22 protein-coding genes are annotated in these 22,498 nt (G+C 41.1%); 21 read left to right on the forward strand and 1 reads right to left on the reverse strand.

Annotated features, from left to right (window positions below):
* The first annotated feature begins 172 nt into the window (after nt 1-172).
* The 21 genes from RBQ60_RS01115 to RBQ60_RS01215 all read left to right on the forward strand — a co-directional run bounded on the left by RBQ60_RS01115 (nt 173) and on the right by RBQ60_RS01215 (nt 21,320).
* A complete protein-coding gene (locus RBQ60_RS01115) occupies nt 173-1,045 on the forward strand; it encodes a radical SAM protein (RefSeq protein WP_307884765.1) in 873 nt (290 codons plus the stop codon).
* A gap of 23 nt (nt 1,046-1,068) precedes the next feature.
* Nucleotides 1,069-1,872 carry a hypothetical protein gene (locus tag RBQ60_RS01120; protein ID WP_307884766.1) on the forward strand — a complete coding sequence of 268 codons (804 nt, stop codon included), beginning with the start codon at nt 1,069-1,071 and terminating at the stop codon, nt 1,870-1,872.
* A 288-nt stretch (nt 1,873-2,160) separates the two neighbouring features.
* Complete coding sequence (spoIID, locus tag RBQ60_RS01125; RefSeq protein ID WP_307884767.1) at nt 2,161-3,081, forward strand: stage II sporulation protein D; 921 nt, start codon at nt 2,161-2,163, stop codon at nt 3,079-3,081.
* Between the two features lie 42 nt (nt 3,082-3,123).
* Complete coding sequence (locus RBQ60_RS01130) at nt 3,124-3,834, forward strand: M23 family metallopeptidase (RefSeq protein WP_307884768.1); 711 nt, start codon at nt 3,124-3,126, stop codon at nt 3,832-3,834.
* A 133-nt stretch (nt 3,835-3,967) separates the two neighbouring features.
* The gene (locus tag RBQ60_RS01135) at nt 3,968-4,504 is read left to right on the forward strand and encodes an O-acetyl-ADP-ribose deacetylase (RefSeq protein ID WP_307884769.1); all 537 of its coding nucleotides are present in this window, start codon (nt 3,968-3,970) and stop codon (nt 4,502-4,504) included.
* A 611-nt stretch (nt 4,505-5,115) separates the two neighbouring features.
* Nucleotides 5,116-5,661: a ribosome hibernation-promoting factor, HPF/YfiA family gene (gene hpf / locus RBQ60_RS01140; RefSeq protein ID WP_307884770.1), complete on the forward strand. Its 546-nt coding sequence runs from the start codon at nt 5,116-5,118 to the stop codon at nt 5,659-5,661.
* A gap of 136 nt (nt 5,662-5,797) precedes the next feature.
* Nucleotides 5,798-6,385, forward strand: coding sequence for a thymidine kinase (locus tag RBQ60_RS01145; protein WP_307884771.1), 588 nt, complete (start codon nt 5,798-5,800; stop codon nt 6,383-6,385).
* On the forward strand, nt 6,382-6,951 hold the full coding sequence (locus RBQ60_RS01150) for an HD domain-containing protein (RefSeq protein ID WP_307884772.1): 570 nt from the start codon (nt 6,382-6,384) through the stop codon (nt 6,949-6,951). The genes RBQ60_RS01145 and RBQ60_RS01150 overlap by 4 nt, the downstream gene beginning before the upstream one ends.
* Nucleotides 6,952-6,977: 26 nt before the next feature.
* The gene (locus tag RBQ60_RS01155; RefSeq protein WP_307884773.1) at nt 6,978-8,324 is read left to right on the forward strand and encodes a TrkH family potassium uptake protein; all 1,347 of its coding nucleotides are present in this window, start codon (nt 6,978-6,980) and stop codon (nt 8,322-8,324) included.
* Between the two features lie 10 nt (nt 8,325-8,334).
* On the forward strand, nt 8,335-8,979 hold the full coding sequence (locus RBQ60_RS01160; protein WP_307884774.1) for a potassium channel family protein: 645 nt from the start codon (nt 8,335-8,337) through the stop codon (nt 8,977-8,979).
* A gap of 281 nt (nt 8,980-9,260) precedes the next feature.
* Nucleotides 9,261-11,834 carry a preprotein translocase subunit SecA gene (gene secA / locus RBQ60_RS01165; RefSeq protein WP_307884775.1) on the forward strand — a complete coding sequence of 858 codons (2,574 nt, stop codon included), beginning with the start codon at nt 9,261-9,263 and terminating at the stop codon, nt 11,832-11,834.
* Between the two features lie 25 nt (nt 11,835-11,859).
* Entirely contained in the window at nt 11,860-12,474 is a 615-nt protein-coding gene (locus RBQ60_RS01170) for a hypothetical protein (RefSeq protein WP_307884776.1), read from the forward strand.
* Nucleotides 12,475-12,762: 288 nt separating this feature from the next.
* Nucleotides 12,763-13,867 (forward strand): peptide chain release factor 2 gene (gene prfB / locus RBQ60_RS01175; protein WP_307884777.1). Its coding sequence is split into 2 segments (ribosomal slippage): nt 12,763-12,837 and nt 12,839-13,867, totalling 1,104 coding nucleotides; the frame shifts between segments, so codons are not numbered across the junction.
* A gap of 11 nt (nt 13,868-13,878) precedes the next feature.
* Nucleotides 13,879-14,865 (forward strand): RluA family pseudouridine synthase, encoded by a 987-nt coding sequence (locus RBQ60_RS01180; RefSeq protein WP_307884778.1) that lies wholly within the window; start codon nt 13,879-13,881, stop codon nt 14,863-14,865.
* Nucleotides 14,866-14,881: 16 nt separating this feature from the next.
* Nucleotides 14,882-15,616, forward strand: a complete 735-nt coding sequence (locus RBQ60_RS01185) for a nucleotidyltransferase family protein (RefSeq protein WP_307884779.1) — start codon at nt 14,882-14,884, stop codon at nt 15,614-15,616.
* Nucleotides 15,617-15,853: 237 nt separating this feature from the next.
* Nucleotides 15,854-16,831, forward strand: coding sequence for a 50S ribosomal protein L11 methyltransferase (gene prmA, locus RBQ60_RS01190; protein WP_307884780.1), 978 nt, complete (start codon nt 15,854-15,856; stop codon nt 16,829-16,831).
* Between the two features lie 3 nt (nt 16,832-16,834).
* Entirely contained in the window at nt 16,835-17,560 is a 726-nt protein-coding gene (locus RBQ60_RS01195) for a 16S rRNA (uracil(1498)-N(3))-methyltransferase (protein WP_307884781.1), read from the forward strand.
* Between the two features lie 12 nt (nt 17,561-17,572).
* Complete coding sequence (locus RBQ60_RS01200; RefSeq protein ID WP_307884782.1) at nt 17,573-18,721, forward strand: cysteine desulfurase family protein; 1,149 nt, start codon at nt 17,573-17,575, stop codon at nt 18,719-18,721.
* Between the two features lie 13 nt (nt 18,722-18,734).
* Nucleotides 18,735-19,910 (forward strand): tRNA uracil 4-sulfurtransferase ThiI, encoded by a 1,176-nt coding sequence (gene thiI, locus RBQ60_RS01205; RefSeq protein ID WP_307884783.1) that lies wholly within the window; start codon nt 18,735-18,737, stop codon nt 19,908-19,910.
* A 104-nt stretch (nt 19,911-20,014) separates the two neighbouring features.
* On the forward strand, nt 20,015-20,437 hold the full coding sequence (locus RBQ60_RS01210; RefSeq protein WP_307884784.1) for a hypothetical protein: 423 nt from the start codon (nt 20,015-20,017) through the stop codon (nt 20,435-20,437).
* Nucleotides 20,438-20,459: 22 nt separating this feature from the next.
* A complete protein-coding gene (locus RBQ60_RS01215) occupies nt 20,460-21,320 on the forward strand; it encodes a hypothetical protein (RefSeq protein WP_307884785.1) in 861 nt (286 codons plus the stop codon).
* A gap of 258 nt (nt 21,321-21,578) precedes the next feature.
* Here RBQ60_RS01215 and RBQ60_RS01220 read toward each other — a convergent pair whose 3' ends face one another.
* Nucleotides 21,579-22,373, reverse strand: coding sequence for a G5 and 3D domain-containing protein (locus tag RBQ60_RS01220; protein WP_307884786.1), 795 nt, complete (start codon nt 22,371-22,373; stop codon nt 21,579-21,581).
* Nucleotides 22,374-22,498: the final 125 nt, after the last annotated feature.

Genomic DNA, 22,498 nt, shown 5'->3' on the forward strand with positions numbered 1-22,498 from the left:
GCACAGTGATCACTTTGCCAGAACCACCGTAAACAATATACAAAGACCAAAAGTACAAGGATTATTATAGTCAAATTTGTGCGTGATGTCAATTGAAAGAAATGGGTATTGATAATTTCAGGGGAATCCCTGTATAATAGATAAAACAAAAAGGAAATAGGAGTTGATTTTCATGAGATATGAAGGAACGGTATATAGACCGCCCAGTGAGGCGGGAAGTTTGATTATTCAGCTGACAATTGGTTGTGCAAGAAATACCTGTACGTTTTGTAATATGTACAAAGATAAAAAATTCCGTATTCGTCCTTTAGATGAAGTGGCACAGGATTTGGAAATGGCAAGAGATTACTATAATCGTGTGAAAGTGCGTCGTATTTTCTTGGCGGATGGGGATGCATTAATTGTAAAAACAAATGACTTATTGTATATTATCGATAAATGTCATGAGTATTTCCCAGAAGTGGAACGTATTTCCGTTTATGGTGCACCAAAGGATATTTTAAATAAAACTCCCGAAGATTTGCGTCGTTTGAAGGAAGCTGGCCTGGATATGGTTTACATGGGTCTGGAAAGCGGCTCAGATGAAGTTTTAAAAGATGTGAAAAAAGGCGTTACTGCAAAAGAAATGATTGAAGCAGGTCAAAAGGTAAGAGCAGCGGGAATGGTTCTTTCTATGACTGTAATTTCTGGCTTGGGTGGTAAAAAATATTGGAAGGAACATGCTTTGGGTAGTGCTAAGGTAATTTCTGCAATTAAGCCTGAGTATGTTGGGTTCTTGACATTGATGGTTGAGCCTGGTACAGAAATGTATGATCAGCTTCATAGGGGCGAAATTGAGCTTATGGACCCTCAGGAAGTTCTGGATGAAACAGAACTGTTTATTCGCAATGTAGATGCGGAAGGAACCGTGTTCCGTTCCAACCATGCATCCAATTATACTGCATTGGGTGGCACTTTAAATAGAGACAAAGAGAAAATTTTGGCCCAGATTGAATCCAGCCGCCGTCGGAGTACTTTCCGTCCCGACAGCTATAGAGGTATCTGAGTTTAAGGTAAGGAGACGGTAATATGGCGTGGCTGGGATTTGTCACCCTAATAACGATATATTGGTGTATATTTACTTCCGCTACGTCAGGCAGGTGGGGGTGGTTTGCCATATGTATTTGGCTTGCACCTATCTTTGCAATGACCATAACGTATGAAAATGGTATGGAAATTAATGGGTTAATGGTATTAATCTGTATTGTGATGTTTTTGGTTTGCCGAGGAGGGTTGTTGGATGTAAGAATGTGGAATACAAAGCTTAGAAAGGGCCATAGCATACTATTTGCGATGTTATATGTCTTATTATTTGTCATGTTTTTGTATTCCTTTGCCCAAGCTCAAATTCAAGGCTATATGTTAAACATACAGGGGTGGAAAAGTGATCATGGAAGTGTTTGGACCATGCTTTTAACATTGACACCAATGTTGGTTTTGAACGGGGTTTTTACCCAGATGGTGTTTACAACAATAGATAGGCTCTACTGTAGAAAAAAGGAGTTGACCCTTCTTTCCTGTCAATTTTATATTGCCAGTGAAAGTGGTGTGGAAAAGGGAATTGTGAAAGGCTATTTTTTAGAGGGGATACAAAATGGTGTGACGCATCATTTTAGAATGACCCGTCGTACCTTTTTCATGCTGCAAAAAGAGCCGGTTTTACAACTACAAACAAAAATTGGCCTCTTAGGTGGGCAATATGTTACAGATTTTGAATCAGGACAGTATTTAAAGAGAATTCGGCGAATAGATAGACGAGATGCCAAACTAGGGGTGATAGGCTGTTGTTTGGTGGTAGCTTTGGGTGTTTGGTTATTTTGGTTTAGAATCTAAATAGTATTGGAAAATAGTTAAAGCGATGAAGTTCTCTTTTAAAAGATCACTTTTATTGAATGATAAAAAGCATTGTAATATAAATCATCTTCCAAGGAAGATGATTTTTTTTGTGGGAAGGGTTGGTTGTTCTGTGTATAAATTTCGTTGCTTTAAAGATCGTATCGTATTTAAAAAGGTGAAAGTTGCATATTTTAAAAGAAAAAGAAAAGCAAGGAAATCTTTTTTTTAGCCTAAAGCATGGAATTTCCCTTTCTTTCATATGTTGGAAGGAGGGGAAGTGAGACTATGGCGAGAAAGATTTTGGCAATGCTAATTGGGTATATTATATTAGCGGTAGTGATTCTTCCGCTGTGTATTACTTTGCTTTTGGGTGGATTTTCCAAAGACGAGGTAAAGGAAGCAAAATCTCTAGTGGGTATTGATGATGTCTTCCCATCGGAGTTAGAAGAATATATTGTGGGTGTTGTATCGGCGGAAATGCCGGCGGCTTTTCCAGAAGAAGCCCTAAAAGCCCAGGCTGTGGCAGCCCGTACCTATCAAGTGCGAAAGATGCAGGAGGCAGGTACGGATGAGGTGCTTTATGAAGTGGGACAGGCCTACTGCACAATAGAGGAGCAAAAGAAAAAGTGGGGGGATCATTACATTGAATATGCAAATAAAATTAGAAAAGCAGTAAAGGAAACTCAAGGGGAGATTATGGTGTATGAAGGGGAGCCGATTTTAGCAGTTTTCCATGCCCAAAGTGCAGGGAGAACAGAGGCATCAGAGAATGTTTGGACCAGTCCATTGCCCTATTTAAAAAGTGTTGATATGGAAAGGGATAAGGAAGCCCCTAATAATCAGGTGACTTGCACCATTTCGGAAAAGGATGTTTGGAATAAATTGTCGGCTTACGGAAAACTAAGTCAAAAGGAGTCGGAGCTGAGTTTTCATATCGAAGAACGTTCGGAAGCGGGATACATACAAAAAATACAGGTTGGGGGACTTAACTTAACAGGAAAAGAGGTTCGAGAAGCTTTGGGATTACGTAGTGCCAACTTTCAGGTGGAACGCAAAGGGGACAGTTTTGTTTTTGTTACCCACGGTTATGGTCACGGAGCGGGAATGAGCCAGTATGGTGCATCTTTTCTGGCTGAGGAAGGAATGGACTATCGGGAAATATTATGTCATTTTTATCAGGGTATTTCCTTCCAAAACATTGCATAAAAGCCAAAAAGGCTGGCAACAATAGCCTTGGAGGTGCAAAATATGAAAAATAAGGATAAAAGAACAGCAATGTGGACCGCAGCAATTTGCGGGTGCTTGTGCTTATTGGCAGTGGGTGCAGGCGTAGTTTGGCAAGCAATGGATTATAGGCAATCAATGCCACAAGCGCCACAATCTCAGGCGGTGGAGAGCCCCATGTATGGGGAGGAACTGCAGCCTGTTACCATGGCACAGACCCCCACCGTAGACGAAACAAAGCTTCAGAAGGAAAAACAGAACAAAGACAGCAGTGAAAAAATAGTGACACAACCAACACCTGCTCCAAAGGCGGCGCCGAATACGGCTCCTGTTTTTTCCTACCCTTTACAAGGGGAAATTGTAATGCCTTATAGTGTAGATTGTGCAATTTATGATCCTACTTTGAATCAGTATCATACCAGTGATACCTTAAGCATTTCTGCACAGACAGGAGAAGTTGTGAAGGCAGCAGAAAAGGGCAAGGTAAAAGAGATTACCAAAGATGAAGAAAAAGGCAATAGCGTTGTAGTTGAACATGACAATGGTTGGCTGACTACATACAGTCAGCTGGCGGATGAAATTTCCGTTGAAGTCGGTGAGGCTGTAACAAAAGGACAGACAGTTGGTACTGTAGGTGAGCCTACAAAGTACACCGTTGCTTTAGGTAGTCATGTTGAATTTGCAGTAGAAAAAGATGGTGAAACTGTTGACCCTGAAAAGGTAGTTCAGGAATAATGGCTCGTGTCAATGTAGAAAAAACAGGGGAAATCATAGTATTTTGCAAAAATGCCTTTACGAACTTTTAGAAAACGGCTACAATGAACTATAAAGGGTTACAAGCTGTTCCGAAGATAGGGGGGTTATGGTTATGCAACGTTTTTCTATCGTAAAAGGAGATATCGTAAAGGCAAAAACAGACGCTATTGTAAATGCAGCAAATACGTCCCTTCTGGGGGGCGGCGGTGTTGATGGTGCCATCCATCGTGCAGCCGGGGCAGAACTTTTGGAAGAATGCGAAGCCCTTGGTGGTTGCAAGACAGGAGAGGCAAAAATTACAAAAGGATATAAACTAAAGGCAAGCTATGTAATCCACACGCCTGGGCCAATTTGGAGAGGTGGAAAATGGAAGGAAGATGAATTACTTGCAAGTTGTTATGAAAATTCCTTACAGCTTGCCAGAGAAAATGGAGTAAAATCCATTGCGTTTCCATCCATCAGTACAGGGGTGTATCGTTTCCCCGTTGAACAGGCAGCAAAAATTGCGGTTACAACAATATGTGATTTTTTAAAGTCTGATTCGTTTTTTCAACAAGTGGTTATGGTTTGTTTTGATGATGATACCAAGGGGGCATATTTGAATGCTCTTGAGGAATATCAAAAGCAGGCTTTAAAGACAAAAGAATAATTTTTTTGGCGGACAGTAAAATTTTGCTGTCTGCTTTTTTTTGAATAATTATGGCCTACTTTGATGGCGTTAATGGTAAAAAAGAAGGGGAGTAGAAGTGACCGAACAGTTTCAAAATAGATTATGTTGAGTAAGTGTCGAATCGCACAATATTTTTATTTGTGAATAATGTGGAAAACTTTATGGTTTTTTCCACAAATAAAAACCTTATAATCCAAGTTATACACAAAGTTATACACATTATCCACAGTTCGCTATGGGGACAACCTGTAGAAAAAAACAATATGTGTCTTTATTTGTCGGTGATTAAAAATATTTAAAATGCGACAAAACTTTTGATAAATCGTAAAACAAGAGAAAAGATAATTTTTTTTTGTAAACCGAACAGGGAGAATTTGCACTATTCTTTATTTTCTTTGAAATAAAATGGAAATAAAAATAAAAAATATAGAAAATTTTGTTTTTTTTTCTTATGAAAGAAGGATTTTTTGTTTTGACGTAGAATTATAAATTATATATAGAAGGAATAGCCTTTTATATAATCCTCTTTATCAAATGAAAGGGGAAGAAACAAGACCTTAGTTGAAAGGTCACGAAGGGAGTTGTTGTTTATGTTATATAACATCATCGGAAAGAACATTGACGTATGGGACAAGACAAAGGAATCTGTGGAGCACAAGATGGATCGCATTGCGAAGTTATTCCCCGCAGATGCAGTAGCTACCATTACCTTGAGTCTGGAGAAGCTTGTTTCAACCGTAGAAGTGACGATTCCTATGAACAAGAGAATGATTCGTGCAGAGGTAAGTGATGCAGACATGTTGGCTGCTTTGGATAAAGCGGTAGATATTCTGCAAAGTCAGGTAATTCGTTACAAAAAGCGTATGCTCACAAAAGTTCGCCAGAATGCCGAAAACTATATGGCTGAATATCAAACAATTTTAGTTCCAGAGGAAGAGTTAGACGAAGATCCACTGTACAAAATTGAAAGAGTGAAACATTTTGAAGTGAAGCCTATGGATGCCGAAGAGGCTGTTATGGAGATGGAGTTGATTGGGCATAACTTCTTTGTTTTCCGAAACGGAGAAACAGATGAAGTCAATGTTGTCTATAAAAGAAAGAATGGTTCTTATGGTCTAATTGAGCCAGCGTTCTAATGAAACCGACAAAACAGGGGTGATATCTCATCCCTGTTTTTTATTGTGGGAAAGCTAGGGAATAAAAACTCGAATTCACTTTTGGTTTATGATATGATGAAGAACAGAAAGTTTGGGAATAGTATGGAGGATGGGTATGGCTAAGTTATATTTTAGATATGGTGTCATGGGCAGTTCAAAATCAGCCCAGGCCCTGATTACGAAGTTCAACTATGAGGAGCAAGGTATGCGTGTTTGGCTCCTTAAGCCAGCAAGAGATACAAGGGATGGTTTCAATATCATCCGCAGTCGCATAGGTCTAGAACAAGAAGGAGATGCCATTGAGGAGGATGTGGATTTGTTCGCCGTTTTTCAAGAGCGGGAGAAGGAATTTTATGAAGTTATTATTGTAGATGAGGCCCAGTTTTTAATGCCGGAGCAAGTAGAGCAGCTACGGGATATTGTGGATACCTATAATATTCCCGTGCTTTGCTTTGGGTTAAGGACGGATTTTCGCACAAAGCTTTTTCCTGGAAGTGCAAGGCTGTTAGAATTGGCAGATTCCATATCGGAGTTGAAAACCGTTTGTGCATGTGGCAAAAAGGCTACTGTAAACGCTAGGTTAGATCAGGAAGGCCACGTGATTACCCAAGGAGAGCAGATATTCTTAGGTGGGAACGAAAGTTATCGTCCCATGTGCTATCGTTGTTGGAAAAAAGCAATTAAAAAGGAGGCAGAAGAATGACAGAGAAAGAATTTTTTGATTTCATAAATGTGGCAGAAAATTTGAAAAATAATACCCGTCATTCTGTCACAAGTAAGGGGAGGCCTGAAAGTGTGGCAGAGCATAGTTGGCGTGTTTCTTTGATGGCCCTTTTACTAGAAGATGAAATTTTAGATGCGGATTTTAACAAAATCATTCGAATGTGCATCCTACATGACTTAGGAGAGGCCATTACGGGAGATATTCCTTCATTTTTGAAAACTGAAGCAGACTCTGCCCACGAGGATAAAATGGTTTTTCGTTTGATGGATACCTTACCTCAGCCCCAAAGGGATAAGTTTGTGGCATTATTCCATGAAATGCTGGCGTTAAAGACTAAAGAAGCAAAAATTTATAAGGCTTTGGACAAGCTGGAGGCAGTGATTCAACATAATGAAGCACCCCTGTCCAGTTGGTTACCCCTTGAGTATGAATTAAACCAAACCTATGGAAGGGAAGAGGCGGAAAAAGCAGACCCTATTTTGAAGGACTTACGTTTGGCAGCGGTTGAGCATACTAAAAGAAAAATTGAAACAGAGCGTGCTTAAACCCGAAAATGGGGAGGTTGTATTTTATGAAAGAGGCGTCTAAAAAAACTTTACGCTTATCTAACTTACAAATCGTTGCAATGGGATATTTCTTAGTTGCAGCGGTGGGTACGGGTTTGCTTTTAATGCCCGTTTCCTCCGCTCAGGGGAACACCACCCTTTTGCAAGCAATGTTTACGGCGGTTTCAGCATCCTGTGTAACAGGGCTTGTGGTTGTAGATACCAGTACCCACTGGTCTTTGTTTGGCCAGATTGTTATATTGCTCCTGATTCAGATTGGTGGAATGGGCTTTATGACTATTGGCATACGGTTTATGTTATTAATGCGACACAAGATTAGTTTGCGTGAGCGTGAGGTAATGGTGGAAAGTATTAATGCCAGTCAATTAGGGGGAATTCTTAACTTAACAAAAAAAATTGTGGCGGGCACCCTTATGGTAGAAGGGGTGGGTGCCATACTGTTGTCTTTTCGCTTTATTCCCGAATTTGGTTTTGGTAAGGGTTTGTTTTACAGTGTGTTTCATTCCATCTCTGCATTTTGTAACGCTGGGTTTGATTTAATGGGGCAGAAAGCACCTTTTAGTTCCTTGGTTACTTATTACGATGACATTTTGGTGAATGTTACAGTAATTTCTCTGATTGTTATTGGTGGCATTGGATTTTTGGTTTGGGATGATGTTTATCGTTGTCGCTTAAAATGGAAAAAGTATCGTTTGCATACGAAAATTGTTCTGGCCAGTTCCGCAACTATGGTTTTTGGCGGTGCCCTTCTATTTTTCATTCTGGAAAGCTCTGTGACAGGAGCTGGGATGGGTCTAAAAGATCGGACCTTAACGGCCTTATTTCAGTCCGTTACTTGTAGAACGGCAGGGTTTAATACGGTGGATACAGGTGGCTTGAGTGAAGGCAGTAAAATTTTATCTATGATATTGATGTTTATTGGTGGTAGCCCAGGCTCAACAGCAGGGGGTATCAAAACCACAACCATTACTGTTTTAACATTATATATGATTGCAGGAGCAAGGCGAACGGGCGGAGCCACTATTTTTGGCAGAACCCTGGAGATGGATGCCCTGCAAAAGGCCGTATCTATTTTCACAATTAACCTTGGCCTCGTTGTGTTGGGAACGTTATTCATTTGTGCTGTCCAGCCATTATCGAGCACAGATATATTATTTGAGGTTTTTTCAGCCATGGGCACTGTTGGTATGTCCACAGGAATCACAAGGGAATTAACTACAGTTTCTGCTTATATGATTACCCTTTTGATGTTTTTAGGGCGTGTGGGCAGTGTATCTTTGGCAACGGCATTATTGGAAAAAAAGGCTAGACCGCCAATTACGTTACCTACGGAGAAAATTTTGATTGGATAAAGGTGAGAGTATGAAATCATTTTTAATCATTGGTATGGGATCCTTCGGTCATCACTTGTGCCGGAGTTTTGCAGGAAAAGATTGTGAAATCATGATTGTAGATCAGAATCAGGATAATTTGGAAGATATGCTTCGCTATGTTACCAGTGCCAAGATTGGGGACTGTACAAACCCCGAGGTGTTACGCAGCTTTGATGTTGCATCCTTCGATGCTTGCTTTGTCTGCATGGGAACAAATTTTCAAAACAGTTTGCAGATTACCAGTTTATTAAAAGAACTGGGGGCGAAAAAGGTTTATAGCAAAGCCGATGAGGACATACAAGCCAAGTTTTTGTTGCGCAATGGAGCCGACGAGGTGATTTATCCTGAAAAGGATGGGGCAGAGCGTATTACCATTCGAGCAAGCTCGGATAATATTTTTGATTGTATTGAAATTTCCAATGATTTTTATATTATGGAGATTCAGCCCCTGCCCGAATGGATTGGAAAAACCATTCGTCAGTTGGACTTTAGAAATAAATACCATATGAATATCATGGCGACAAAAATAGGGCAACAGATTTACCCTATGCCCGGTGTAGACCATGCCTTTCGTGAGGAGGAGCATCTTATGGTGTTGGGGCATGTGGATGACATACGAAAGGCGATTAAATAGGGTTCGAAACTGACATTTTAAAACGCAAGTCCCATTGGTTGTGAAACGGTGTTTTTTCAACCTTTGTTGGAACATTTCGTGAAAAAGACCGTCTAAAAAAGGGTACATTTCCATTATTTTTATAGAGTTTACGGAAGGATTTGCTATAAAATTTAAATCTTTGTTAAGAACCCCCGAATCAGGTAAATTATCCTTGCCTACGGGGGTATTCTAATGTTAAACTATGATAATGTAATAGTCTGCCTACTTTTGGGGCAGCAAGAAAGAATGAGGTGGACCAGATGGGTTTTTTAGAAAAAATATTTGGCAGTTATAGCGAGAAAGAGATCAAACGCATTACGCCAATTGTAAAGAAGATCGAAGGGTTAGCTCCTCAATATGAGAATCTGACAGATGAAGAATTGAGAGGGAAAACACAAGAATTCAAAGATAGATTGGCGAAGGGCGAAACTTTGGATGACTTACTGCCTGAAGCATATGCAGTTGTGCGTGAAGCAGCTTCCCGCCCCCATGTACTAAATATGCGTCACTTCCCTGTGCAGTTAATGGGTGGTATCGTAATGCACCAGGGACGTATCGCAGAGATGAGAACGGGTGAAGGTAAAACGTTGGTGGCAACTTTGCCTGCATATTTAAATGCACTGGAAGGCAAGGGTGTTCATGTTATTACAGTAAACGATTACTTGGCACAGCGTGACTCTGAGTGGATGGGTGAAGTGTTCCGTTTTCTTGGCTTAAGTGTAGGCTGTATTTTAAACGGCTTAGACAATGAAGAAAGACGAGCGGCATATGCTTGTGATATTACCTATGGAACCAATAACGAATTTGGATTTGACTATCTGCGTGACAACATGGTGGTTCGAAAAGAGAGCATGGTACAAAGAGAGCTACACTTTTCTATCATCGACGAGGTTGACTCCGTTTTGATCGATGAGGCTAGAACGCCTTTGATTATTTCCGGTAGTGGCTCCAAATCCACGGATATGTACCGTGTTGCGGATATTTTTGTAAAACAGCTGAAAAAAGGCCGCATTTTGAACGAAGAAGAAGCAATGAACCCCCTGTTAAAAGAAGAATTGCAAGAAGAAGGGGACTTTGTTTTAGATGAAAAAGCCAAGTCTGTTGTGTTGACACAAGAGGGTGTGGAAAAGGCAGAGAAATTCTTCTCTGTGGAAAACCTTTCTGACCCTGAAAACTTGGAGTTACAGCATCACATCAACAACGCCCTCAAAGCAAATTACAATATGCATTTGGATAAAGACTATGTTATTGCAGAAGGCGAAATTGTCATTGTAGATGAATTTACAGGCCGTATGATGCCAGGCAGACGTTATTCCGATGGTTTGCACCAGGCAATTGAAGCAAAGGAAAATGTACAGGTAAGAAGGGAAAGCAAAACCCTTGCTACCATTACGTTCCAGAACTACTTCAATAAGTACAAGAAAAAAGCTGGGATGACTGGTACTGCTAAAACAGAGGAAGAAGAATTCCGTAATATCTATGGCATGGACGTTGTGGAAATCCCCACAAACAGAACCGTACAAAGAAAAGACGCACAGGACGTGGTTTATCGTACTGAAGCTGGAAAATTCCGTGCGGTTGTAAAAGAGATTGCGGAGGCCTATGAAAAGGGACAACCTGTTTTGGTTGGTACCGTAACCATTGATAAGTCTGAAGAATTAAGCAAGCTTTTGAAAAGAGAGGGTATTAAGCATCAGGTTTTGAATGCCAAATATCACGCACAGGAGGCGGAAATAGTTTCCCTTGCTGGGCAAAAGGGTGCCGTAACCATTGCCACCAACATGGCGGGCCGTGGTACGGATATTAAATTGGGCGAAGGTGTGGCTGAAATTGGTGGTTTAAAAATCATCGGTACAGAAAGACATGAGTCCAGACGTATTGATAACCAGTTGCGTGGTCGTGCCGGTCGTCAGGGTGACCCTGGTGATTCTCGTTTCTATATATCTTTGGAAGATGATTTAATGCGTTTATTCGGCTCTGAAAGAACAATGAAATTGGTTGATGCTATGGGTATGAGCGAAGATGAGCCCATTGAAGCGGGTATGCTGACAAAGGCAATCGAAAATGCTCAGAAAAAGGTGGAGGGTAACAACTTTGCCATCCGTAAGCATTTGCTGGAATACGATCAGGTTATGAATGAACAGCGTGAAATTATTTATGGCGAACGTCGTCGTGTTTTATACGGTGAAGATTTGAGAGATAGTATCATTGGCATGATTGGTCAGGTTGTAGGACGTTGTGTTGATGCCCATATGGGAGATGAACAATTGCCTGAAGATTGGGATATGGCATCTTTTAGCGAACATTTTGCCGCTATCATTCCCGTTGGCAAGGTGAACATCAAAGAAGAAGCCTTGACGGAAATGACCAAGGATAAGTTAAAAGAAAACCTGACAAAGCTTGGTCAGCAGTTATATGAAATGAAAGAAAAGGAAATTGGCGAAGCAGAACGTATGCGTGAATTGGAACGAGTGATTATGCTTCGTGTCATTGACCAGAAATGGATGGATCATATCGATGAGATGGACCGTATGCGTCAAGGTATTGGCTTACACGCATATGCCCAGAGAGATCCCTTAATGGAATATAAATTTGCCGCATACGATATGTTTGATGAGTTAAGCCGTAATATTCAGGAAGACACTTTGAAGATTTTGTATCGTATTCGTATTCAAACAGAAGTGAAACGAGAAGAAGTTGAACAGCCTATGTTTACAAACAAGGATGATTCTGCAGTAAAGCAGCCCAAAAAACGTAAGGAAGAAAAGGTAGGACGTAATGATCCTTGCCCTTGCGGCAGTGGCAAAAAATACAAACAGTGCTGCGGTAGATAATAAAAAACCAGTTTGGAGGGATCATATGAATAAAATCATAGAAATACCCTTCGCCATACCTTTTTATACCCAAAGGGTGACAGAGGAAAGTTGGGAGACAGATGGTTTTTTTGATTTTCGAGAAGGCCTTTGTTGGCAGATGAAAGGCTGTGGCATTGCATCGTTTCGGATGATCATTGACGGTTTTTTGCAAAAAGAGGGAAAGCCTTGTTGCGAAAGACAGGGAACAATGGTTCACAAAGGCCTTACTCAAGGGGCTTATAAGCCGGGTGTTGGTTGGATTCATCAAGGGCTGGCAGATATGTCGGCAGACTATGGCCTTGTGGGTATTGCCCACAGAGGGAAGGATGCCTGGGATATGGTAGAAGCAATTATGGAGGGAATGCCCTGTATCATTTCTGTCTCCCCCAGATTTGCTGGGGGCAAGCCTGATGAAGACGGCAATATTTCTCCAAAAGGTGGCCATTTGGTGGTAGCTTACGGTTGTGAACTAGATGGGGAAGGAAAGCCAGTGGCTTTTTTGGTCCATCATCCTTCCTGCTTTTTAGAAAATAACTGGGCGGCTCATTGGGTTTCCATGGAGGAATTTGAGGCGTCGTTTTCAGGAAATTATATTTCTTTTCATAAAGCAGAAAAATAACTTTGGATACAACGTTATGTTTATCAATATAAATTTGGCTTGTGACAAATACGGATTAAGACCGTAAATTTTATGGATTGCTTTTTCTAGCGAGTAAAAATGTATATTTTTTCTGATAAAGTTTCGGTCATGCCTTTTCAAAACTGCACCGGCCAAGACAGGCCGGCTGCAAACTTGCTAGCTTTTGCAAAGCAAAAGTGCTTGACTCGCTTGCAGGGGGAGGGACAGAGTCCCCGGAATCCGTAGTTTTCATGGCTATAAATTCAATTTAAAGGAGTTGATTTTTACATGTTCGAGTTAGAACAGATCCGTCTTGGGCTCACTGCTTACGACGAAAAATTAGAGGAAATGGGGGCTTCACTTTGACGTCGCTGGCGCCAGAGAGAAGATCATGGAATTAGAGGAGCTTTCCGCAGACCCCGAATTTTGGGGAGATTTGGAAAAGAGCCAAAAAACATTGCAACAGTTAAAAGCATTGAAAACAAAGGTTGGTAAATACGAAACTTTAATTACCACCTACGAAGATATCCTGACCTTAATCGAAATGGGTATGGAGGAACAGGATGATAGCGTTTATGAAGAAGTAAAGGCTATGCGTGAAACCTTTGAGCAGGAATATGAAGAACTTCATATTTCCACAATGCTTGATGGTGAATATGACCGAAACAATGCCATTGTAACCCTTCATGCAGGTACTGGTGGTACTGAGGCTTGCGACTGGACCAATATGCTACTGCGTATGTATAACAAATGGGCGGCTAAAGCAGGCTATGAGGTGGAAATTTTGGATATGCTGGATGGGGATGAAGCGGGTGTAAAATCCGTTACCATTCAGGTGAATGGGGAAAATGCCTATGGTTATTTAAAATCGGAAAAAGGCATCCACCGCTTGGTTCGTGTTTCACCCTTCGACAGCTCAGGCAGAAGACATACTTCCTTTGCATCTTGCGATGTAATGCCTGAAATCGAAAATGACAATGAAATCGAAGTAAAAGCCGATGATATTCGTATTGACACCTACCGTGCCAGTGGTGCAGGTGGCCAGCACGTGAATAAAACTTCTTCAGCTATCCGTATTACGCACTTCCCTACGGGAGTTGTGGTACAGTGTCAGGATGAGCGAAGCCAGTTCAGCAATAAGGAAAGAGCTTTTAAAATGTTGAAAAGTAAACTCCTTGCTTTGAAACTGGAAGAACAGATGCAAAAGCTTGCTGAAATTCGAGGGGATGTTAAAGAAATTGGTTGGGGCAGTCAGATTCGTTCTTACGTGTTTATGCCCTATACTATGGTAAAAGATCATCGTACCAGCGAAGAAACAGGTAATGTAGGTGCTGTAATGGATGGGGAAATTGATAACTTTATCAGTGCGTATCTTGCTTGGATTCATAGCTAAAGGAGAGAGCCTTGAGAGAAATCAGTATTTCCAAAAACGAAGAAAATCAAAGGCTGGATAAATTCCTGCTGAAATATATGAATAAGGCATCCAAAGCCTTTATTTATAAGATGTTGCGTAAAAAACGCATCAAATATAACGGAAAAAAAGCAGAAGGGAATGAGTTGCTCCAAGAGGGTGACTCCCTTTTGCTGTACCTTTCTGATGAAACAATCGCTTCTTTTATGGAGGAGAAAGTAATCCCTGAGGCGAAGCGACATTTTGCCATCGTTTATGAGGATGATGACATTTTGGCGGTGGGTAAACCGGCGGGGCTTTTGACCCATCCCGAAAAAAGCGATGATAAGGAAACGTTAATTGATCAGGTATTATTTTACCTTTACCAAACGGGGCAATATACCCCATCACTCCAGTCTACTTTTACCCCTGCCTTGTGCAATCGCTTAGATAGAAATACAAGTGGCATTGTGTTGGCGGGTAAAACGCTAAAAGGGGTACAAGGGCTGAACGAGGCTATTCGTAGTCGTCAGGTAGATAAATATTATCTTACCTTGGTAAAAGGTGAGGTGAAAGATGCCGGTGAAATTTCCGCCTTTCTTTCGAAAGACGAGGGGAAAAATCAGGTTCGTGTCTCAAAAGAAGCGGGGGCTAATGCAAAAAAAAGCATTACCAAGTACCGTCCTTTGGCATATAACCATGGATTTACCCTTTTGGAAATTCACCTAATTACAGGGAAAACCCATCAAATTCGTGCCCATATGCAATCTATAGGTCACCCCGTTGTGGGGGATCGAAAGTATGGGGACACGAAGGTGAATCAGCAATTTAAGCAGGACTTTGCATTATCCAACCAATTTTTGCATGGAGCAAAGTTTGTGTTTTCCAATACAAGTGGGTCTTTGGACTATTTAAAGGGAAAAACTCTAATTGCACCTTTGCCTAAGGTTTTCCAACAGATTGTTGAGGATATTTTTGGGGAAGACGTGGAGCTAGATTGAAGAGGGAGGCGCTTACATGAAAGCCATTATTTTGGCAGCAGGCTATGCGACGAGGCTGTATCCTTTAACTTTGCATAAGTCTAAGGCTTTACTTCCGATTAATAAAAAGCCTATTATTGATTATATTATTGATGAAATGAACCATGTAGATGGCCTTGATGAAATTTATGTGGTTACAAATAGCCGTTTTTATGAACAGTTTTTAGACTGGGCCAAAACGATAAAGAGCAATGTCCCAATAAGTATTTTGGACGATGGCACAACGGATGATAGCAACAAACGTGGTGCCATCGGTGATATCCAGTTTGTAATCGAACAAAAACAAATTGATGACGAGTTGATGGTAATTGCGGGGGATAATTTCTTTACCTATTCTCTAAAGGATTATGTAGATTTTTTCTATGAGAAGGATAGAGACTGTGTTTGCGTGAAGGTTTGGGAGGATGACGATTCCTTATCTCAATTTGGTATTGCCCTTTTAGACGAAAAAGGTATGGTACTTGATATTGAGGAAAAACCCGAAAACCCTAAGTCAAATACAGTTGTGTTTGCCACATACTTATATAAAAGGGAAACAGTACCTTTGTTTGCCACTTACTTAGCACAGGGAAATAAGCCAGATGCACCAGGGAACTTCCCAGCGTGGTTGTATCACCGTAAGGAAGTGTATGCTTATACATTCACAGGTGAATGTTACGATATCGGTACGCCTGAAAGCTATCATGAGGTATGCAAAATCTATGAGGATTAAGTCCGACGCAATTGCGGCGACTAGATAGGGAAAGGGCCGCTTGATGCTCTCCCGTAAGGAAGTAAAAGTATTGCTTCTTTACGAGAGTGTTCCAGCGGCTTTTTCATTTCGGACATAATGAAAATCGTCCGTTGAAAAAGTGAGTTAAAAAGTTTAGCCAAACAGTAATAAATTTAACCTTTGGGGATTACTTGTGAGTGCACAAGCAATCTTCAGGAGTAAAAAGGAGAACGAACCATGGAATGGATTGAAGTTTTTGTATCAGTAAGCCAAACGGGGCTGGAGCCTGTGGCTGGAGTGTTATATGAATGTGCCTTAACAGGGCTTATGATTCACGATGAGGCGGATTTTCAAGATTTTTTGGAGGCACCCGATAGAGATTGGGACTATGTGGCCGATGAATTGGTAGAAGAAAAACAAAAGTTAGAAACAGGTATTACTTTTTTCCTGAGAGACAACCTATATGGCAGGGAGCAATTAGCCCAGATTAAGAGTGCTTTGGCTCTTTTAAAAGAACAGGAAAAGGAACTTGTTTTAGGCTCTTTGAAAATGACCATGAAAAATGTGCAGGAAGAGGATTGGGCAAACAATTGGAAGAAATACTTTAAGCCTTTTCCTGTAGGAGAAAAAATTATGATCAGGCCTTCCTGGGAGGAATTGACAGAACCCACGGATAAGGTGCTTTTGAAAATCGATCCTGGCCATATTTTTGGCACGGGTACTCATGAAACAACCCAACTTTGTATGGAATTAATTGAAACATACTTGGAAAAAGACGATGTTGTTTTAGATATCGGCTGTGGTAGCGGTATTTTATCCATCGCTTCGCTTTTGCTTGAAGCCAAGGAAGCCGATGCCGTGGACATTGACCCCAATGCCATTCAGATTGCCTACGAAAATAGCGATATGAACCAAATTCCCAGAGAGAAGTACCATGTTTGTGCGGGGAATATTTTGGAGGATGAGGCCCTTCATGAAAAATATAGCGGTAAAAAATACGACATGGTGGAAGCGAATATCGTTGCTGATGTTATTATTGCATTAACCAAAAAAGTTCCTGACTATATCAAAGATGACGGTATTTTCCTTTGTAGTGGTATTATTACAGAGCGTAAAGAGGATGTTCTTTCTGCGTTGGCTGCAGGGGGATTTACTGTTTTGGAGGTAAAGGAGAAAAAAGGTTGGGTTGCCATTGCGGCTCGATATGAGGGATAAGAGATGCCGAAATTTTTTGTAGAATCTCATCAAATAAATCAAAAATCTATCCATTTAACTAGCGAGGATGCAAAACATATTAAAACCGTATTGCGTGCCCGTGAAGGGGAAGAAATTATCCTTTGCGATGGCTTGGGTACAGATTATTTATGCCGTGTTGTATCTTTGGATGACGGTGTAACGGCGGAGATCATTAGTAGTGAAATTTGTCAGTCGGAGCCAAAAACGAAAATTACCCTTTATCAGGGTTTGCCAAAGGCAGATAAAATGGAACTAATTATCCAAAAGTGTGTGGAGTTAGGTGTCGACCGTATCGTGGCGGTTTCTACGGAGCGATGCATTGTGAAGCTAGACAAGAAAGAGGAAAAAAAGCTGGAGCGTTGGCAGAAAATCGCTGAGGCGGCAGCAAAACAAAGTGGTCGTGGCAAGATACCCGAAATTGCACCAAAGGTGTTGCGTTTTTCCCAAGCCTTAGACCAGGCCAAAACGTTAGATGGTGCAATCATTCCTTATGAAAAGGAAGAGGATAGAGGGATACGCTCTTTTGTGGAAGGATTTTCGGGAAAAGAATTAGGCGTTTTTATCGGTCCTGAAGGTGGTTTTACGGAAGACGAAATACAATCTGCCCAAGATGCGGGGGTATTGCCCATTACCCTTGGCAAGCGAATTTTGCGGACAGAAACAGCAGGTATGACTACCATAGCCATTTTGCTGTATGAATTGGGGTAAGGAGGAAGGAACATGATTTACTTGGATAACGCTGCTACAACAAAAGCTTTACCTGCTGTGGCGGAAAAAATGACATATATGCTGACGGAGCAGTTCGGAAACCCTGCCTCCGTAAGTGTAATGGGCTTGGCAGTGGAAAAAGAAATTCGCTATACGGCACAGGTTTTGGCCCGTGGCATTCAATGCAAAGAAGAAGAAGTTTACTTTACCAGTGGTGGTACAGAAGGGGATAATTGGGCGATTTTTGGTACAGCCGCAGGGTATCATCGTCATGGAAAACATTTTATCACAACCCACATTGAGCATCCTGCTGTGAAGAACCCTATGAAGGCTTTGGAAGAAGAAGGGTGCGAGGTAACTTGGCTTTCTGTGGATTCCAAGGGACATATTTCTTTAGAGGAATTAGCAGCGGCCATACGGCCTGATACCGTATTGGTAAGCATCATTTTAGTGAATAACGAAACAGGGGTTGTTCAAGATGGGGTGGCGATTGGCAAGCTCATAAAAGAGAAAAACCCCCAGACCTTGTTCCATGTGGATGCAGTACAAGCTTTTGGAAAATATCCAATTCATGTGGAAAAAATGAAAATTGATCTTTTAACCATGAGTGGGCATAAAATTCATGGGCCTAAGGGTGTTGGTATGCTGTATATGCGAAAAGGTACAAAGGTAAAACCCATGATACTTGGTGGCGGACAGCAAAAAGGCCAAAGAGCAGGTACGGAAAATGCTCCAGGTGTAGCGGCATTAGGCGTTGCTGTAGAGGAAGCTTTTAGCCATATGCAAGAAAGCATTGCCCATGTGTCAGGCTTGAAAAAGGCTTTGGCTGAAGGGATTTTATCTATGCCAAATACACAAATTAACGGTGATGATTCGGATTCTGCCAGTCCTTATGTATTAAATGCTACATTCAAGGGGCTGCGTAGTGAAGTTTTACTCCATGCGTTGGAAAGCAAGGGTATTTTTGTTTCTGCTGGCTCTGCTTGCGATAGTAAGAAGAAGGTTGGTAGCTCTGTATTAACTGCTATGGGAATGCCATTTTCGGAAATAGAAGGAGCCATTCGGTTTAGTTTCTGCCGATATAATACCATGGAGGAAATAGAAACTACCTTGACAGCTTTGCAAGAATTAGTACCATTTTTGAGAAAATATAACAGATAAAAAGGGGATAGTTATGGCAGAAAAAGTTTTAATTGTAAAGTACGGCGAAATTGCCATGAGAGGCAATAACCGTTATATTTTTATTAACCGTTTAATCTCAGCAATCCGCAGAAATATTGATCCCTTGGGGAGTTATTATGTGGTTAGAGATCCGGGTAGGTTGATTGTGGAAGATAGAGGGGGAGAGCTGGATTATGATTTGCTCATTCCTCGTATTGAGCCTATTTTTGGTTTGGTAGCCGTGTGCCCAGGGGTAAGACTTGGGGATATGTCTTTTGAGACTATTTTAGAAGAATCTTATCAGCATATGAAAGAATTGTATGGCGATGAGGAGATTACGTTCAAGGTAAACACCAGAAGGGCAAATCAAGGCTTTACTATGCCATCTATGGAAGTGAATGCAGAAGTGGGCGGTTACTTATTGGAACGCTTGCCTAATTTGAAGGTGGATGTACGTAAACCCGATGTGGTATTGAATATAGAAATCAGAAACAGTGTGTATCTCCATTCTAAGGTGGTGAAAACCTATGGCGGTTTGCCTTATGGCAGTTCTGGCAAAGGTGTTAGCCTTCTTTCCGGCGGTATTGATAGCCCTGTGGCAACTTGGATGATGGCGAAGCGTGGCGTTGAAGTGGAAGGGGTTTATTTCCATAGCCCTCCTTATACCAGCGAATGGGCAAAGGAAAAGGTTATTGATTTGGCGAAAAGAATTGCCGATTTTACGGGAGAGTTCCGCCTGTATGTGGTACCTTTTACAGAGCTACAGCTATATCTATTGGATAATGTAGCCCATGATAAGCTGACAATCCACTTAAAACGTGCCATGATGCGTGCTGGCGAAATGATTGCGAAAAAGGACGATGCTATGGCATTAATTACTGGTGAAAGCGTTGGTCAGGTTGCCAGTCAGACCATGCAGGGGATTTATGCAATTAATGCGGTTTGTGAAATGCCTGTGCTCCGTCCTTTGGCGGGTATGGACAAGCAGGAAATCGTAAACCTTGCTCAAAGAATCGGAACCTTTGAAATTTCTGCAAGACCGTATGAAGACTGTTGTACCGTTTTTGTTGCAAAACACCCCGTAACAAAACCCAGATTGAGTTTTATCGAGAAGTCTGAACGTCGTTTGACAGAGTTGGATAGACTTTTGGAAGAATCGGTACAAAATGCAGAAATTATTGATTTGTAAGAAATTTTTAATGGTGATTAAAAATGGAAAAATATAGAATATAACAAGAACGGTAGTTGTATGCATATTTTTGTGTCAGTGTCTGTGAACATGGGGGTGAGCCATTGTTTCTTTCTAAACGGCGAAGAAAAATGTTTGTTGGGTGCATGGTTCTGCCATGGTTGGGTTTCCTGTTGCCTTGGTTTTCCTTTAACCCTGAGGTGACAGGATATGTTTGGGGGTATTACGTTTCTCCTTATGTAGGCCTGCAAGCCGCAATTGTGCTCGGGTTGTGTTACAATGCGCCGACAAAGGAACCCAGCAAGTGGTTTTTCCCTGTATTCATAGAGATTCTTCTGCTTTCCATTCCTGTGATGTATATTTGGAAAATGATGTGGTGGTATTACCCTGCGGTGGTCAGTGATAATTATTTTGTCACGGGCTTAAGCACCACATACCCGCCATTTTGGATTGCATTTGGGCTAACCTTTATACCTATTTTTGCTTTTCCAATTTTATGGCGGAGGGAAAGGGCAGAAATGCAATAATAAATAAGTGGGGGGGAGATTTATGTTTGCTTCGGAATGGGGAAGAGAGGCATTTGCAAAAATTATGTTGGTGTCTGTGGCAGGAATGTTGTTGCCATGGTTTCACATTGACCGAGGACTATATTACTGGGGACTTCATAGTTTCCCCTTTGTTATGATACAAGGAATCTTAATCGCTGTATTTTGTAGTAAAGCAATGGAGGAGAAAGTAAAACGGAGACTTTTTCCTGTGGTAACAGAATTATTGTTGATTTCGTTTCCAATCGTGTATTTTTGTCTCATGATGTCATGGGATATACCATTTGTTTTCAGCGATGATTGCTTTTTTTGGGGTTTAAACACAGCCGCTCCTACTTTTTGGATCGCCTTTGTCCTTGCTTTTATTCCCATATTTGCTTTTCCTTTTCTGAGGCGTTGGAAGAGGCATAAGAACAAATCTAGTGCTAAATATAATAGGGATAAAATGTTTGCCTCAGAATGGGGAAAGAAGACATTTGTTAGAATAATGCTGTTATCTTGGGTAGGGCTGTTTTTACCGTGGTTTTCCTTTGAGCCAAACATGCAGGGATATGTTTGGGGATTTCTATTTTTTCCTTACGTCATGCTACAAATAGCGGGTTTGATTGTACTGTTTCATAATGAACCAGAAGGTAACATTGGAAGGTTTATAGGTTCAATTTTTACAGAAATATGCCTGATCACCTTTCCTGTGATTTATATTTGGCAGATGCTAACGTGGTATTATCCTATCGCGTTCAAAGAAAAATCTTTGCAATTAGGCCTAAGCGCAACATATCCCCCGTTTTGGGTTTCCCTAGCTTTATCAATTGTTCCGATCATTGCGTTCCCTGTTCTCAGAAGGTGGAAAAAAGATATAAAATAATAAAGTATGCTCAGTAAGAAGTTTGGATGTCATAGATTAAAAAGTTTAGATCAAGCCTTTTTAAAACTGCACCGACCAAGACAGGGCGGCTACAAACTTGCTAGCGTTTGCAGAGCAAAAGTGCTTGACCTGCTAGCAGGGGTTGGGACGGAGTCCCAAGAACTTAGGATAGTAAATATGCTTTACATAAAAAAAGACCAAGTCACTCATTTGACTTGGTCTTTTGTATCGTGGTTTAGTATATTTTATTTTCTTCCATTAGGACAAAACGTAAACGGTTACATTTTGTACACCCCAAGAAAATGCTTCATTTTTTGTTTCGTAACAGACGTCAATACGGTTACCCTTAATTGCTCCGCCTGTATCCGCAGCAATGGCAACGCCATAGCCGGGAACGTAAACTTTACTACCTAAAGGAATTACCCTTGGATCTACCGCTACAACGCCTTTTTTTGCTCTTGCACCTGTTGCTGTGATGCCGTTACAACCTGCGTCGTAAGGTGTATATGCTGTAACTTTTGCGTTAATTGCTTTTTTATAAGTCATGCCGTCAACGACGTTGGACGCCCCAACCTCAATGATTTCATCTACTGCGCTTGTGATAACTTTTGTTTCTACAAACTCGGAACTTACTAATTTGTCGCCATGGTATACTTCCTTATTTACTGTGGAAGATTGACCTTCCTGACCTTCCTGAACAACACGACGTTCACCTGGTTTTAATGCATTAGAGGCTTTTTCGATTGTTTTGTAAGGTACAACGTCGGTAGTTGCAACAATTTTTTCAGTTACTGAGGTGAGAGAGATGGTCATCATGTCTGTTACAGCGTCTGCCTCATTATAATCTTGTAAAAGATATTCTGTGTCGATGGTAGCAGATAGTTCATCTAACAAATCACCAACAGTATCAGTATCTGTGGATACCATTCGAGGTACGCCGTCCAGATTAACGATTACAGATTGTGAGCCGAGTTTGCTGTAAGCAGAGGCTGAACCGCAGCCAATCACCAATATAAATACCACGATAGCAAATACTCTAAGATGCGTTTTCATTATTTCCTCCTTGAACACCACCCGGTTACCTTTTTTTGTGGGAAAAGGGCAAAGGGGTTGTTCCTCTCGTATTTATGAAGACATATAGATTTTTATGCCTTTGCTCAAGCCCTTTGGCGGGCCGA

The sequence above is a fragment of the Anaerotignum sp. MB30-C6 genome (assembly GCF_030908465.1).
GTDB lineage: Bacteria > Bacillota > Clostridia > Lachnospirales > Anaerotignaceae > Chakrabartyella.

Coding starts and splice junctions, on each gene's coding strand:
- RBQ60_RS01115 (WP_307884765.1), top strand. CDS start 173: ATGAGATATGAAGGAACGGTATATAGACCGCCCAGTGAGGCGGGAAGT.
- RBQ60_RS01120 (WP_307884766.1), top strand. CDS start 1,069: ATGGCGTGGCTGGGATTTGTCACCCTAATAACGATATATTGGTGTATA.
- spoIID (WP_307884767.1), top strand. CDS start 2,161: ATGGCGAGAAAGATTTTGGCAATGCTAATTGGGTATATTATATTAGCG.
- RBQ60_RS01130 (WP_307884768.1), top strand. CDS start 3,124: ATGAAAAATAAGGATAAAAGAACAGCAATGTGGACCGCAGCAATTTGC.
- RBQ60_RS01135 (WP_307884769.1), top strand. CDS start 3,968: ATGCAACGTTTTTCTATCGTAAAAGGAGATATCGTAAAGGCAAAAACA.
- hpf (WP_307884770.1), top strand. CDS start 5,116: ATGTTATATAACATCATCGGAAAGAACATTGACGTATGGGACAAGACA.
- RBQ60_RS01145 (WP_307884771.1), top strand. CDS start 5,798: ATGGCTAAGTTATATTTTAGATATGGTGTCATGGGCAGTTCAAAATCA.
- RBQ60_RS01150 (WP_307884772.1), top strand. CDS start 6,382: ATGACAGAGAAAGAATTTTTTGATTTCATAAATGTGGCAGAAAATTTG.
- RBQ60_RS01155 (WP_307884773.1), top strand. CDS start 6,978: ATGAAAGAGGCGTCTAAAAAAACTTTACGCTTATCTAACTTACAAATC.
- RBQ60_RS01160 (WP_307884774.1), top strand. CDS start 8,335: ATGAAATCATTTTTAATCATTGGTATGGGATCCTTCGGTCATCACTTG.
- secA (WP_307884775.1), top strand. CDS start 9,261: ATGGGTTTTTTAGAAAAAATATTTGGCAGTTATAGCGAGAAAGAGATC.
- RBQ60_RS01170 (WP_307884776.1), top strand. CDS start 11,860: ATGAATAAAATCATAGAAATACCCTTCGCCATACCTTTTTATACCCAA.
- RBQ60_RS01185 (WP_307884779.1), top strand. CDS start 14,882: ATGAAAGCCATTATTTTGGCAGCAGGCTATGCGACGAGGCTGTATCCT.
- prmA (WP_307884780.1), top strand. CDS start 15,854: ATGGAATGGATTGAAGTTTTTGTATCAGTAAGCCAAACGGGGCTGGAG.
- RBQ60_RS01195 (WP_307884781.1), top strand. CDS start 16,835: ATGCCGAAATTTTTTGTAGAATCTCATCAAATAAATCAAAAATCTATC.
- RBQ60_RS01200 (WP_307884782.1), top strand. CDS start 17,573: ATGATTTACTTGGATAACGCTGCTACAACAAAAGCTTTACCTGCTGTG.
- thiI (WP_307884783.1), top strand. CDS start 18,735: ATGGCAGAAAAAGTTTTAATTGTAAAGTACGGCGAAATTGCCATGAGA.
- RBQ60_RS01215 (WP_307884785.1), top strand. CDS start 20,460: ATGTTTGCTTCGGAATGGGGAAGAGAGGCATTTGCAAAAATTATGTTG.
- RBQ60_RS01220 (WP_307884786.1), bottom strand. CDS start 22,373: ATGAAAACGCATCTTAGAGTATTTGCTATCGTGGTATTTATATTGGTG.